16 protein-coding genes are annotated in these 12,528 nt (G+C 43.5%); 5 read left to right on the top strand and 11 right to left on the bottom strand.

The genetic code is table 11. The features are described from left to right. Window positions 1-256 precede the first annotated feature (256 nt). Together IM456_RS16560 and IM456_RS16555 are read right to left on the bottom strand one after the other, a co-directional pair. Window positions 257-679 carry a putative toxin-antitoxin system toxin component, PIN family gene (locus IM456_RS16560; RefSeq protein WP_149985919.1) on the bottom strand — a complete coding sequence of 141 codons (423 nt, stop codon included), beginning with the start codon at window positions 677-679 and terminating at the stop codon, window positions 257-259. Next, entirely contained in the window at window positions 669-893 is a 225-nt protein-coding gene (locus IM456_RS16555) for a C2H2-type zinc finger protein (RefSeq protein ID WP_002748889.1), read from the bottom strand. The genes IM456_RS16560 and IM456_RS16555 overlap by 11 nt, the downstream gene beginning before the upstream one ends. 242 nt (window positions 894-1,135) lie before the next feature. Between IM456_RS16555 and IM456_RS16550 the strand changes: the two genes are divergently transcribed. Both IM456_RS16550 and IM456_RS16545 read left to right on the top strand, forming a co-directional pair. Beyond that, window positions 1,136-1,363, top strand: a complete 228-nt coding sequence (locus IM456_RS16550; RefSeq protein WP_002763578.1) for a type II toxin-antitoxin system Phd/YefM family antitoxin — start codon at window positions 1,136-1,138, stop codon at window positions 1,361-1,363. Next, the gene (locus IM456_RS16545; RefSeq protein ID WP_002750641.1) at window positions 1,360-1,746 is read left to right on the top strand and encodes a type II toxin-antitoxin system VapC family toxin; all 387 of its coding nucleotides are present in this window, start codon (window positions 1,360-1,362) and stop codon (window positions 1,744-1,746) included. Before IM456_RS16550 ends, IM456_RS16545 begins: the two co-directional genes overlap by 4 nt. Before the next feature lie 149 nt (window positions 1,747-1,895). Here the strand turns inward: IM456_RS16545 and IM456_RS16540 are convergent, their stop codons facing one another. From IM456_RS16540 to IM456_RS16525, 4 genes are all read right to left on the bottom strand, one after another. Continuing rightward, a complete protein-coding gene (locus IM456_RS16540) occupies window positions 1,896-2,324 on the bottom strand; it encodes a putative toxin-antitoxin system toxin component, PIN family (RefSeq protein ID WP_287691173.1) in 429 nt (142 codons plus the stop codon). Then, entirely contained in the window at window positions 2,324-2,563 is a 240-nt protein-coding gene (locus IM456_RS16535; RefSeq protein ID WP_002750644.1) for a hypothetical protein, read from the bottom strand. Before IM456_RS16535 ends, IM456_RS16540 begins: the two co-directional genes overlap by 1 nt. Window positions 2,564-2,751: 188 nt before the next feature. Next, window positions 2,752-3,162 carry a type II toxin-antitoxin system VapC family toxin gene (locus IM456_RS16530; protein ID WP_002750647.1) on the bottom strand — a complete coding sequence of 137 codons (411 nt, stop codon included), beginning with the start codon at window positions 3,160-3,162 and terminating at the stop codon, window positions 2,752-2,754. Then, window positions 3,155-3,403, bottom strand: coding sequence for a hypothetical protein (locus tag IM456_RS16525; RefSeq protein ID WP_002738017.1), 249 nt, complete (start codon window positions 3,401-3,403; stop codon window positions 3,155-3,157). The genes IM456_RS16530 and IM456_RS16525 overlap by 8 nt, the downstream gene beginning before the upstream one ends. A 500-nt stretch (window positions 3,404-3,903) precedes the next feature. Between IM456_RS16525 and IM456_RS16520 the strand changes: the two genes are divergently transcribed. Genes IM456_RS16520 through IM456_RS16510 form a run of 3 tightly spaced genes read left to right on the top strand, consistent with a single transcriptional unit; the run spans window position 3,904 to window position 5,664 of the window. Next, entirely contained in the window at window positions 3,904-4,695 is a 792-nt protein-coding gene (locus tag IM456_RS16520) for a TIGR04255 family protein (protein WP_002763573.1), read from the top strand. Then, a complete protein-coding gene (locus IM456_RS16515) occupies window positions 4,679-5,056 on the top strand; it encodes a hypothetical protein (RefSeq protein ID WP_223210304.1) in 378 nt (125 codons plus the stop codon). Before IM456_RS16520 ends, IM456_RS16515 begins: the two co-directional genes overlap by 17 nt. Before the next feature lie 20 nt (window positions 5,057-5,076). Continuing rightward, window positions 5,077-5,664, top strand: coding sequence for a hypothetical protein (locus IM456_RS16510; protein ID WP_287691176.1), 588 nt, complete (start codon window positions 5,077-5,079; stop codon window positions 5,662-5,664). Window positions 5,665-5,730: 66 nt separating this feature from the next. Here IM456_RS16510 and gltB read toward each other — a convergent pair whose 3' ends face one another. The 5 genes from gltB to IM456_RS16485 all read right to left on the bottom strand — a co-directional run bounded on the left by gltB (window position 5,731) and on the right by IM456_RS16485 (window position 12,124). After that, window positions 5,731-10,305 carry a glutamate synthase large subunit gene (gltB, locus tag IM456_RS16505; RefSeq protein ID WP_287691178.1) on the bottom strand — a complete coding sequence of 1,525 codons (4,575 nt, stop codon included), beginning with the start codon at window positions 10,303-10,305 and terminating at the stop codon, window positions 5,731-5,733. A gap of 160 nt (window positions 10,306-10,465) precedes the next feature. Further along, on the bottom strand, window positions 10,466-10,747 hold the full coding sequence (locus tag IM456_RS16500) for a DUF433 domain-containing protein (protein WP_002750657.1): 282 nt from the start codon (window positions 10,745-10,747) through the stop codon (window positions 10,466-10,468). A gap of 84 nt (window positions 10,748-10,831) precedes the next feature. Then, complete coding sequence (locus IM456_RS16495; RefSeq protein ID WP_002763566.1) at window positions 10,832-10,999, bottom strand: hypothetical protein; 168 nt, start codon at window positions 10,997-10,999, stop codon at window positions 10,832-10,834. A 47-nt stretch (window positions 11,000-11,046) separates the two neighbouring features. After that, on the bottom strand, window positions 11,047-11,346 hold the full coding sequence (locus IM456_RS16490; RefSeq protein ID WP_287691181.1) for a nucleotidyltransferase family protein: 300 nt from the start codon (window positions 11,344-11,346) through the stop codon (window positions 11,047-11,049). Between the two features lie 226 nt (window positions 11,347-11,572). Next, the gene (locus IM456_RS16485; protein WP_287691183.1) at window positions 11,573-12,124 is read right to left on the bottom strand and encodes a PEP-CTERM sorting domain-containing protein; all 552 of its coding nucleotides are present in this window, start codon (window positions 12,122-12,124) and stop codon (window positions 11,573-11,575) included. Between the last annotated feature and the right edge of the window lie 404 nt (window positions 12,125-12,528).

Genomic DNA, 12,528 nt, shown 5'->3' with positions numbered 1-12,528 from the left:
GAGGGATCGGGGGTAAAATTCAGGTACTTTTTCCCTGAAAATTAGGTAATTGACCCCCTCAAAATCGGTAAAACCCCACACCCTACACCCTACACCCCACACCCTGCCCCCACCAACAAACTTTTTCAGCAGACCCTAATTCGATCACTTGTTCGTTGCTTAAGGTTAAGTTCGGCATAGGTCGCTTCTAGACAATAGCATGATTAATCAGTTTAATACGGGTCTCTAGCCGGCTCGTGGGTGGGGGGACTGATCGCTAACGAGAAAAGTCATGATCTAGAAATTCTTGAATCGTTAAAATTGGGATTTCTCGAAATGGATTTAAAACTAATAGATCAGAATCACCGCTTACAATACAGGTAGCTTGACCATCGATCGCTAGTTCTAAATACTGATTATCTTTCTCATCTCTGCAAACCTTGATTTTCTCTCGAATCACGACAATTTCCGCGGTTCTTTCTATCGCCGTTATAAATAGCCGCCTTTTTGCTGAGGAGGCATATCTATCGAATTTGGGACGATTGAAAACAGTGATCAATTCTAACAAAGTAGATTCGGACATTAAAAGCTTGCCGATATTTTGGGCTTTGTCTAATGCCTGACGAGCTTTGCCGTTTTTCGACAGAAGCGCGCTTACTAAAACGTTGGTATCGAGAATAAAAGAATATTCAAGGCTCATTTAGTAAAGATTCTAAAATTTCGGGGGTTAATCCTCTAGCTTCCGCCTCATCACTAATTTCGTCCATTAGTTTTCTCAAGAAATCGATATCGCTGTTAACTGGCTTTCTAATTAGCAAATCGACAAGAACCCGGACGCGTTCTTGTTCCTCCGGGGATGCGGATTGATAGACTTCTGCCGCTTCGGGACTGACTTCGATCGAAATTTTGCTCATATTATTAAGGCTCATTCTTGCTGTGCTTCGGGGAGTTGTTTGAATAAGTCGATAACTTGTTCGTTGCTTAAGGTTAAGTTCGGCATAGGTCAATTCTAGACACCAGCATGATTAATCAGTTTAACACCGGTCCTTAATGGAGAAGGTTTTCGGTTCGCCTACACCTTCCGGGCTTCGATCGGTTAGAATCGAGAAATTATCGGCCTAGAAAGTCCTTTCATCTTCGCGCTTGCCGTAAAATTATGATTGTCTCTCTCCAAGAAGCTCAAGCCAAACTGCCCGAACTGATATACAATCTCAAACCGGGGGAAGAATTGTTGATTACCGATAATAATCTCCCACTAGCCAAATTAATCGGGCAAACCCCCACATCTCCCCAACGTCCGGGGCCTGGCCTATGTAAAGGAATGATTACCATCGTGGCCGATGATGAAGAACACTTACAAGACTTCGCGGAGTATCTGCATTGAAATGTCTAATCGATACCCATACTCTGCTTTGGTACACACTCAACGAATCCCCACTAAGTAGCGCCGCCCATCAACTAATTATTAACCAAAATAACGAAATATTAATCAGCCCAGCATCCTATTGGGAAATCGCCATCAAAATCAGTATCGGTAAACTCATTTTACATCAATCTTACAAAGATTTTATCGACGTATGCCTTAATCAATATCAATTTAATATCCTTGCCATCACACCAGAACATACGGATGCGCTGATCACCCTTCCTTTTTATCATAAAGACCCCTTTGATCGCCTTCTGGTAGCTCAAGCCATTGTTGAAAATATTCCGATTATCAGTGTAGATACTATTTTAGATCGGTACGGTATTCAACGTCTTTGGTAGGGCGATCGTTTTTCTCAACCTATCGGAAAACTCGACACTATAACCCCTTTCTAATCCCTCGATTTGATGTTTTTCTACCAATTTCCCACGTCTCCTGCGGATAATCTTGCTTCGCGAATATCTTTTAATAAAATCCCATTGAGTAAAGTTCATAATTCATGGTTATTATTTCGATCTAAAAAGTCCAAAAAGTCTTTTGCTTTCACGATCTGAATATTTTGATATTCAACCAGTGAAAGAAGATGTTTGTCTCCCGTGATAATATGGGTAGCCTTGCCAGCGATTGCACATTCTATGATCATATCGTCATCGGGATCATTGGGAACGGCTCTAAGTGTTCCACCTATAGAAACAATGCTAGAAGCATCACAAATTTCCTCAATGTATTTTCTAACTCGTTCTTCAGGAAATTTGATTTTTAGTAGAAGTTTTTCGGATAATTCGCCTAAAATCTCTGGACAAGTGACCGATCGAATCAGTTTGCTTTGGGCTAGGGAAAAACAACTATTCGGGCTACCGCTTTTAGAAAGCGCAGCAGATATGAGAATATTTGTGTCGAAGACAACAGTATAAATCACTACTTCTCATGAACGATTTCATCGATAAATTCTTCTCTTTCGTCTTCCGTCATGGTATCCCAATCGTAGCCGCGTTCTGCTGCGACGATTTTTGCCTGTTGGCTTCCGTAATCGGTTATAGCTTCCATATTTCCCCACTGACGCTGGATGAGGAATCTAAATAGTTCCTGTTGCTGTGCTTCGGGGAGTTGTTTGACTAATTCGATTACTTGTTCGTTGCTTAAGGTTAAGTTCGGCATAGGTCGCTTCTAGACAATAGCATGATTAATCAGTTTAACACGAGTCCTTAATGGAGAGGGTTTTCGGTTCGCCTACACCTTCCCCGCTTCGATCGGTTAGAATCGAGAAATTATCGGCCTAGAAAATCCTTTCATCTTCGCGCTTGCCGTAAAATTATATCTTTAACTAAATGGTGATCGCTAATTAATTATCGTAGTAAAGCTTGAAAACCTGCTTGAATAAAATGAACATCTGAAGTTAAAGCGTCGGTAATTTGATTTTCTTCCATAACAATAAAAGAAAAACAATCTACTAATCCCCAGCTTTTATCAGATCTTGATTCGTAGAGCTTTAAGCCTTTTTGAAAAAGAGTAGAAGTGATAGTAACAACGAATAAATTATCGGTTTGATAGCATTGCTTGATAAAGGCAGAAACCTTAGGACGATTGTAATGACTAAGAGCATTACCAACCTCCATAAAAATGGCTTCAGTAACCCAAACTGCTGTTGCATTTTTTACATAGGGGAGGAACTGCATAGCAATTTGATGATATTGATCATGAGGATTGAGAATTGCTTGGATAAAGACCGTATCTAAAAAAAGTTTGGACTTATTCATCGCTTATATTTCTTTTGGGAGTATCATATAAATAATGATCGTGTTCCCTTGACCAATCTTCTGGAGCTTCATAGGTGCCAGCCATTTCTTCTAACAGTTCCCAAGCATTTTTATGGTTATTTTCTAGTGGATCTTCCCGAGAAATAATTTGGATGATGTAATGGGTATTGGGTTCTAATTCAATCTTTTCTTCGGGACGGAAAACCATTCCATCATAACTAACTCGTAGATTTTTTATCATAATGGATTGTTGAGAAGTAATTCGATTACGGCCTACACAGTGCCTTAAGGCTAGTGTAACACACCCTCTCAACTATAACTGCCGTGCGATCGCACCCTCTTCTAGATGCCGATATTCTGCTAAAGATGGGAAAATATCAGTCCTGTAGGGTCAAGGTCGATCCTCGTGGGTGGGGAAACGGAGGGAATTTTCGGCCATGGTGACAACAGTAATCGTTTTTCCCAACCTATCGAAAAATCCGACACTATCATCCCTTTTGAGTTTTTATAGCACAAGTCGTCTTTTCAATTTTTATTCGACTTTTTTAATATATTTTAAATATTGATTTTTAAATATTCAGACAATTAGATGTAAAAAATTATTTGGGTTTATTTGTGTAAAGATAGATATAATACAGGCGAAACCGCTGCCATTTTATTAAAATATTACTAAATATTGTCAATCGTTGTCGTTTTATGGTATAATTGCCATGCAAGCATTACATAGATTAGCATGAGTCAATGAAACTACCAGAGTTTGATCGTGTCATTTACGAGTACAATCCATTATTCGAGGTGGTTTGTCAATTGACCTTTCCACCTATATTAAAAATATCTCATCAAGAACCTGTTGAATTTCAAGATGAGATCAGATTTCAATATCCACTTTTTGAACGTACTCAACCACAGATACCTCCTGAAATTGCCAAGGTCGTTCAACAATTTAATTTGCCGCTACCTAACAATAGTGCCTATATTTTTAAATCAGAAGATCAAAAATGGAACTTAGCTGTTGATAAAGATTTTATTGCGCTCACGACATCTGCATACGAAAGATACGAATATTTCAGGGAAAAATTGGAGTTCGCAGTTACAATTTTTGAAAGAATATATAAACCATCTTTTTACACAAGAGTTGGATTGAGATATCGAGATTTAATTGTACGTTCCGAACTACAATTAGAGAGTAAAAAGTGGTCAGAGCTAATCACAAGAAGAATTGCTTCAGAACTTTACGATTCTGATTTTTCTGCATCTATTCAATCGATAAACAAGAGTTTGGTTTTGAAAGTAGATAATGGACAGGTGAATTTTAATCATGGATTAGTATATGTTGAAAATACTAAAGCAAATGATGAAGAGGAAGCCTATCTATTAGATGCAGATTTTTACACAGAAAGAAAAATAGCGAGGGATGAAAATGTCTGGAACATACTCGATAGCTTCAACAAATCCGCCAGAAAGCTCTTCCGGTGCAGTATTAGCGAAACTCTCCACGACGCATTACGACCGACCAATGTCGATCCGTCCTAACAAAAGTCAAACCTCAACTGGTGATTTTCTAGTACATTTGTTAATTGATAGAAAAGCTGGTAGAACGATAACTGGAAACTATCCTAGTTTCGATCTCACGATGTCTGACTCTTCCTTATCTTTAACAACTCATTGGAGAGAATTTCCTCAAGACAAATTAATTGCACTTATTAAATGTCTGTTAATATTACAGTCTCTTCCTGAAGATGCGTTAGATGAATCGGTAACACAACTGGAAGACATTGCGAGTTTTTATTCTAATCTTAGTCCTGAGAAAATTGTACCTGTAATTCCAGCCAGTAGTATTAGAGGTAAATTGAGAGCGATACAGATTAGACAACCTATTATTTTAGAACCATAATTTGTTAGTCTGGATGTTTTATGGCCGATCACATCATTTATAAAAAATCGATTGAAGGAAGTGCGTTGAGACAAGGAGAAATACTTACTGATGTAATTCAATATAATCCAGTTGCCAGTGATCTATCTCAAGAATCAGAAGATGTTGCTTTTGATCCTATTTTACATCCTTTTGTCATTGTAGTCTCTCAAGATTGTGATTTAGATTGGGATTACCAAGCTAGACAACCTGATATTAATCAGCCTCATAAGTTACTAAACTCTGTAATCTTTTGTGAGATATCGTCAGCACAAGAAATTAAAGATATAGTTAGGAAGACTGACGCGTGGAACTTAATAAAAACTCAGCGAGATGAAAGATATTATTTTTTTGAAAAAATTACTAATAACTGTGATCTACAAAATGAAGGGGTTCAAGAACTAACGGCTGACTTTAAAAAGGTTTTTGGGCTAGATTCTAAAACAATATATCGTCAACTAGAAATTGGTATGGCGAAACGAAGAACGATATTAAGTAGTCCTTATCTAGAACATTTTTCTAAAAGATTTTATAATTTTCATGGCAGAATTGCTTTACCTTTTCAATACCAAAGCGAAAAGGAAGGTTGAATACTAACAATTTATCAGAATAACCACAGGAATAAACAAGGGGGCTGAATAAGCCCCCATAAAACCCTAACTACCGCCAATCCTTGCCACATCGCGGGCGTTGGCTTCAAAAGCCGCATCGAGGGCAGAATCGCCAGTTAAACCGGAATCTAACGCCTCTTTAATACACTGCAACATCCGCTTATAATCCTTGGGCATTACTTTAACAAACTTGGGCAACATTTCCGACCAATTTGCTAAAACTAGGGACGCTTTTTGACTTTGGGTGTAATCAGCATGGCGTTGAATTAACTCGCGTAAATCGTTGATTTCTTCCCCTTCTAGCGCCTCTAAAGCCACCATTTGGGTATTGCAACGAGTGGCGAAATCCCCCGACTCATCGAGGACGTAGGCGACACCACCACTCATCCCGGCGGCGAAATTGCGACCGGTGGGCCCTAAAACAACGACTTTACCCCCCGTCATATACTCGCAAGCGTGGTCGCCAACGGACTCAACCACCGTAGTCACCCCAGAGTTACGCACCCCAAAACGTTCCCCAGCAACCCCAGAAATATACACCTCACCACTGGTCGCGCCGTATAAAGCCACATTACCGATGATAATATTCTCCTCGGCCACAAAAGTGGAACCTTTGGGCGGATAAACGATGATTTTGCCACCGCTTAAACCCTTACCCACATAATCATTAGCATCCCCTTCTAACTCCAGTGTCACCCCTTTGGGAACAAAAGCACCGAAACTTTGCCCCGCGCTGCCCTGAAAATGGAGATGTACGGTATCTTCGGGTAAACCCTCCCAGTGACGTTTAGTGATTTCGTTGCCTAAAATCGTCCCCACCACGCGGTTAATATTTTTAATCGGTAGTGTCGCCTTGACTTTTTCGCCTTTTTCAATGGCATCTTTGCATAAATCCAGTAAAACGGTTATATCCAAGGACTTATCTAAACCGTGGTCCTGGGGAATCTGACAATAACGCCCTACCTCTGCATCTACCTCCGGTTGATAGAGAATCGGAGTTAGGTCAATTCCTTTCGCTTTCCAATGTTCTACAGCCTGTTTTGGCTCTAATACATCAGTTCGCCCCACCATTTCATTTAAGGTGCGGAATCCCAATTCGGCCATAATTTCCCGCACTTCTTGGGCGATAAATTTCATGAAATTCACCGTATATTCGGGATCTCCGATGAAATTCTTCCGTAATAACGGATCCTGAGTCGCTACCCCCGCCGGACAGGTATTAAGATGACAAACCCGCATCATAATACAGCCCAACGTTACCAGTGGCGCGGTGGAAAAACCGAATTCTTCGGCCCCCAATAGGGTCGCCACCACCACATCGCGGCCGGTTTTCATCTGGCCATCGGTTTCCACCGCAATGCGACTGCGAAGATTATTTAACACCAATGTTTGATGGGTTTCTGCTAGTCCCAACTCCCAGGGTAAACCCGCGTGTTTAATTGAGGTTTGGGGTGAGGCACCGGTCCCACCATCAAAACCAGAGATTAAAACCACGTCGGCGTGAGCTTTAGCGACTCCGGCGGCGATTGTGCCAACTCCCACCTCAGAAACCAGTTTTACGCTCACTCTGGCCGCACGATTGGCATTTTTTAGGTCATGAATCAACTCCGCGAGGTCTTCAATGGAGTAGATATCGTGGTGGGGTGGGGGAGAGATTAAACCAACTCCGGGGGTGGAGTGACGGACTTTGGCAATCCAAGGATAGACTTTTTTACCCGGTAATTGACCGCCTTCGCCCGGTTTTGCCCCCTGGGCCATTTTTATCTGCAATTCTCGCGCTTGGGAGAGGTAAAGACTGGTGACACCAAAACGGCCGGAAGCTACCTGTTTAATGGCACTATTTTTCGAGTCTCCCTGTTCATTTGTCCAAGTGTAGCGCTCGGAATCTTCGCCCCCTTCCCCGGTGTTAGACTTGCCACCGATACGATTCATGGCAATAGCGAGGGATTCGTGGGCCTCTTTGGAAATGGACCCGTAACTCATGGCCCCGGTTTTAAAGCGTTTCATAATCGCTTCAATCGGTTCCACTTCTTCGATGGGGATACTTTCCCGGTTTTTAAAGGTTAATAGTCCCCGCAGGGTGAAGAATTTTTGATTTTGTTGGTTGACCAGTTGGGAATATTTCTTAAAGAGGTCGTATTTGCCCAATTTTACCGCTTGTTGCAGGGTGTGAATGGTTTCTGGGCTAAAAAGATGGGCTTCCCCGTCCTTACGCCATTGATATTCACCGCCAATATCGAGGGTATGCACATTCACGTCCCGGTCGGGGAAAGCGTGGCCGTGTCTGAGCAAGGATTCTTTGGCAATAATTGCTAAATCGGCCCCTTCAATGCGGGAAGCTGTCCAAGTAAAATAGCGATCAACTACCGATCGATTTAAGCCAATAGCCTCGAATATTTGCGCCCCACGGTAGCTTTGCAGGGTGGAAATGCCAATTTTAGAGGCCACTTTAATTACGCCCTTGGTGGCGGCTTTTATGTAGTTTTTACAGGCGGTCTGGTGGTCAACTCCTACCAATAATCCTTCCTCGATCATACTGCCGAGGGTGGCAAAGGCTAGATAGGGATTAATCGCACCGCAACCATAACCGAGTAAAAGGGCGTAGTGATGCACTTCCCGGGGTTCGCCGGATTCCAGGACAAGACCGACTCTGGTACGGGTTCCCTGCCGGATGAGGTGATGGTGTAAACCGGCAACCGCCAGCAGTGAGGGAATCGGGGCGTGATTTTTATCGATACCTCGATCGCTTAAAATAATAATGCTCGCGCCCGCTAAAATTGCCTCGTCCACCTCTTGACAAATTGCCTCAATTGTGCTACGCATCCCCTCGACTCCCGAAGTGGGATCGAAGAGAATGGGAATAGTCACGGTTTTAAATTCGCTATTGCCCTGTAAACGCGCTAATTGAGCGTTGGTGAGGATGGGAGAGTTAAGTTTAATCAGGTGACAGCTTTCCGGCTGCGGATCCAAGAGATTTCTCTCCGCACCGATAGTGGTGATGGGAGAGGTGATAATTTCTTCGCGAATCGAGTCAATCGGGGGGTTAGTGACTTGGGCGAATAACTGCTGAAAGTAATCATAAAGCAGTTTTGGCCGATCGGACAAGACGGCTAGGGGTGTATCGGAACCCATGGACCCCACTGCTTCCACTCCATCCCGGCCCATGGGGGCTAATAAAAGACGTAATTCTTCAAAAGTGTAACCGAAAGCGGTTTGCTGTTGAATTAGGGAAACAGCAGTTTCCGGTGGCGCAGTTTCAACGGCCGGTAAATCATCTAAATTGACTAAATTTTCGTTTAACCACTGGCGATAGGGATGAGCTTTGGCAATAGCTTCTTTTATCTCCTCATCGGCCACGATACGACCTTCTTTCATATCCACAAGGAACATCCGGCCGGGTTGCAGACGACCTTTGAAAGCGACGCGTTCCGGTTCAATGGGTAAAACTCCCGCTTCCGATGCCATAATTACTAGGTCATCTTTGGTGACATAGTAACGGGAAGGACGTAAACCATTGCGGTCTAACACTGCTCCCATCATCGTACCATCGGTAAAAGCGATCGAGGCCGGACCATCCCAGGGTTCCATCAAACAGGAATGGTATTCATAAAAGGCTTTTTTCTCGTCACTCATCGATTCGTGGGCCGCCCAGGGTTCAGGAATCATCATCATGACAGCGTGAGGGAGAGAACGCCCCGACAAAACCATTAATTCTAGGGCATTATCAAAAATTAAGGAGTCACTACCCTCGATATTAATAACCGGCTGGATTTTTTTGATGTCTTCCCCGAATAAGGGTGAGGCAAACATCGACTGACGGGCGTGCATCCAGTTAATATTACCTCGCAGGGTATTAATTTCGCCATTGTGGGCAATATAACGGTAGGGGTGGGCGCGTTCCCAACTGGGGAAGGTATTGGTACTAAAACGAGAATGGACTAATCCTAAAGCACTTTGAAAGTCGGGGTCGTGTAAATCGGGAAAATAGTCACCCACCTGTACCGGCATTAATTGCCCTTTATAGACAATGGTACGACTCGAAATACTGCAAGGATACCAGTAACGATTAAAAGATTGACGACTGAGGTGGGAACGTTTGCGAATAACGTATAATTTGCGTTCAAAGGCCAGATCATCGCTTAAATGGGCATCGCGTTCGATGAAAACCTGTTCGATAAAGGGTTCGGTAGATCTGGCCGAATTGCCTAAACTAGAGTTATCCGTGGGAACATCACGCCAACCGAGAACTTTTAACCCCTCTTCGGCGGCGATTTTCTCGAATTCCTGCCGACCTTTCCCGCGAATTTCGGCATCAGGGGCCGTGTAAAGCATTCCTACCCCGTATTGTCCGGCTGCCGGTAAGGTAAAACCTAGATTACTGGTCACTTTCCGGAAAAATAGGTCGGGGATTTGGCATAAAATACCCGCCCCATCTCCGGTATTTTTTTCCGCACCGCACGCGCCACGGTGATCGAGGTTTAGTAAAATTGTTAAGGCCTGTTCAACAATATCGTGGGACTTTTTACCCGTTTTATGAACGATAAAACCGACACCACAAGCATCATGTTCAAATTGGGGATCGTATAGTCCTTGTTTCCGTGGAGTTTGATTGTTATTCATCTTGTCTAATAGCCTAGCAGTCTGGAAGGGAATGGCCTAGAGGGTGAGCCAGAGTAGCGATTCTAGGTATATCAATTTTGTATCCAGACTGGACCTTCGGTCTTATATCTTAAGGAAATGTTTCGATGTGACAAGGGTTCCTTTATGCCGAAGAGATTATTCACGAATTTTTTAGCAGCGGATCGATTAAGTCGTCGGGAACGCGGTTATGCTCGATATAAGCGTTAATTTCCTCTAGATGGTCGCTGTAATAGGTCAACGCACTGAAAATCTGACTTAACGTCAGATGGGGCATTCCTAGGGGTATTTCTTCGGGAGCGACCCCCAGACGCCAAGTTTCGACGATGGCGCGGACGGGTGTACGGGTTCCTTTGATAATTGGTTCCCCGTGTAAAATCTCGTCGTCTCGAACGATATAGAGATATTCGGTCGCTTGAACCATCGCGGTTTTCTGGAGTGGATATCGTTTAGTTTATCGTATCGATCGAACCCCCGACTATTCCCCATAAATATCGGTTCGGTTACTTCAGCCACCCGATCTCACTTGCGGCGATTGTTTCGCTCTTTCTCGCCATTTTTTTGAATTTTCTGTAATTACCTCGCACATCGATCGGGCTTTTTCCGCCGCATCCCGCGCCATTTCCAGAATTTCCTCTAGTTCCCGTTCATTTAGTCCTGTTTCTTTTTCTTCCATCACCGTAAACCCTGCAAGCGATTTTTAACTCGAATAGAAGCGATCGATCACACATAGATAGCCTCTTGATCGATCCGTGCCTTGAGGTAAGGATTCAGAGAATCCCGATAGCGGATCACGTCCACTTCCCGTCCGAATAGGTTCTCTAGTTCGGCTTTCAGTCTGACTCTTTTAAGCAGATCGGGGGGCATATATACCACTATATCTATATCGCTCGTCGGTCGGGTTTCCTCTCTGGCTACCGAGCCGAAAATGCCGATTCGATTGATCGCGTATCGTTCCTCCAGTTCGGGTTTCAGGGTTCGTAAACGTTCCAATATCTCGTTGGCGGTGATTTTATCTACCATCTAATTTACTCCCTTTAGTTAATCGTGCGATCGATCTCTCGATGCTAATAAAAGACTAAAACGGGCTGCCACAATCGCACAACCCGTTCCCAATCAATTTAATTTTTAGTTAAGTAGGTAGGCGTTAAAAGTTGTCAGACACCCCCCTTGATAAGTAGGGTTGATTCATGAATCAACCCTACTATGAATCAACCCTAGGAGGGCAGCGGGGATCAGTCGGTCAAAATTACTTTTCTAGTTTCCGGCCTTTGCACAATAAACCCACCCCGGCAACGGAGAGTAAACCGAGAACCGTCGCTGGTTCGGGAACGGTGGTAGTGCCAGCCGGGGTCAGGGAATAATTGGTGATAACGAAGGGTTCGCTAACAGAACCGTAGCCAGCGCCGGAAGCGAAAAGGTCAACCGGAAATATAATGCCAGCGGGTAAAAAGCCGAATCCATCATTACAATTCGTGGTGTTACAAGCGATAAAATCCAGTCCTGATCCGTCTAAGGATAGCACCGCCTGACCCGTTAGACTACCAGAAACGAAAGCCACAATAGAACCTGTCAACGGAAGAGCGGGGGCGGGAGAGCCATTAAAGGTGGTATTACTGATAGAACTGACGAATACCGTGTTGTTATCTGGTTGCAGGGTTCCGTCCACCGTCGCAGTGATGGTTCCTAAGCTGGAGGTGTAGGAAAAGTTAAAAGTTGCGGCGCTGGCAACCGGTGCGAGGGTGGCGGTGGCTACCGTGGCGAGGGCGACGGAATAACAAAGGGAACTTTTAAGTGGCATAGAATACATTGTTTAGCTAAATTCCTCCGAATTTTACCCCCCCCCCCGATTTTGTCAAGGTTGTTGCTATTTATATTTCTTATACTTCATCTAGCTATTGATTACTCGATTCGGGATTTAGGGCGATCTCCCAAGAGAGCGGCAAAGTGGTGCGCTTTTCCGGGGTTCGGGGGGTTATAGTTCCCATCATCAAAGAAATACTCTAGCCGCCGATCGCTCTTTTCATTGGCCAAAGACAAACAAAATAACTAGCATTAAAATAGTTATCGAAAATTTGGGTTAAAACCCCGTCCTTTTAGGACGGCTTTAAGCTACAATGGAAAAAGCGATAACCAAGCTAAAAACTGAACCTTGACAACAGATAGTAGGGGGTTTTGTTCAGAAAAGAATTCAAATTCGGCCTT

Origin of the sequence: Microcystis sp. M079S1, from assembly GCF_020246425.1 — a bacterium.
Taxonomy (GTDB): domain Bacteria; phylum Cyanobacteriota; class Cyanobacteriia; order Cyanobacteriales; family Microcystaceae; genus Microcystis; species Microcystis aeruginosa.
The sequence above is the reverse complement of the archived record's forward strand: the minus strand, read 5'-3'. Positions and strand labels throughout refer to the sequence as shown.

Excerpts from the sequence above, each read along its gene's own strand:
- IM456_RS16515 (WP_223210304.1), top strand. The coding sequence starts at position 4,679 with ATGTCGATCCGTCCTAACAAAAGTCAAACCTCAACTGGTGATTTTCTA.
- IM456_RS16495 (WP_002763566.1), bottom strand. The coding sequence starts at position 10,999 with ATGGAAGAAAAAGAAACAGGACTAAATGAACGGGAACTAGAGGAAATT.
- IM456_RS16555 (WP_002748889.1), bottom strand. The coding sequence starts at position 893 with ATGAGCAAAATTTCGATCGAAGTCAGTCCCGAAGCGGCAGAAGTCTAT.
- IM456_RS16500 (WP_002750657.1), bottom strand. The coding sequence starts at position 10,747 with ATGGTTCAAGCGACCGAATATCTCTATATCGTTCGAGACGACGAGATT.
- IM456_RS16510 (WP_287691176.1), top strand. The coding sequence starts at position 5,077 with ATGGCCGATCACATCATTTATAAAAAATCGATTGAAGGAAGTGCGTTG.
- IM456_RS16550 (WP_002763578.1), top strand. The coding sequence starts at position 1,136 with ATGATTGTCTCTCTCCAAGAAGCTCAAGCCAAACTGCCCGAACTGATA.
- IM456_RS16560 (WP_149985919.1), bottom strand. The coding sequence starts at position 679 with ATGAGCCTTGAATATTCTTTTATTCTCGATACCAACGTTTTAGTAAGC.
- IM456_RS16485 (WP_287691183.1), bottom strand. The coding sequence starts at position 12,124 with ATGCCACTTAAAAGTTCCCTTTGTTATTCCGTCGCCCTCGCCACGGTA.
- gltB (WP_287691178.1), bottom strand. The coding sequence starts at position 10,305 with ATGAATAACAATCAAACTCCACGGAAACAAGGACTATACGATCCCCAA.
- IM456_RS16535 (WP_002750644.1), bottom strand. The coding sequence starts at position 2,563 with ATGCCGAACTTAACCTTAAGCAACGAACAAGTAATCGAATTAGTCAAA.
- IM456_RS16520 (WP_002763573.1), top strand. The coding sequence starts at position 3,904 with ATGAAACTACCAGAGTTTGATCGTGTCATTTACGAGTACAATCCATTA.
- IM456_RS16490 (WP_287691181.1), bottom strand. The coding sequence starts at position 11,346 with ATGGTAGATAAAATCACCGCCAACGAGATATTGGAACGTTTACGAACC.
- IM456_RS16530 (WP_002750647.1), bottom strand. The coding sequence starts at position 3,162 with ATGAATAAGTCCAAACTTTTTTTAGATACGGTCTTTATCCAAGCAATT.
- IM456_RS16525 (WP_002738017.1), bottom strand. The coding sequence starts at position 3,403 with ATGATAAAAAATCTACGAGTTAGTTATGATGGAATGGTTTTCCGTCCC.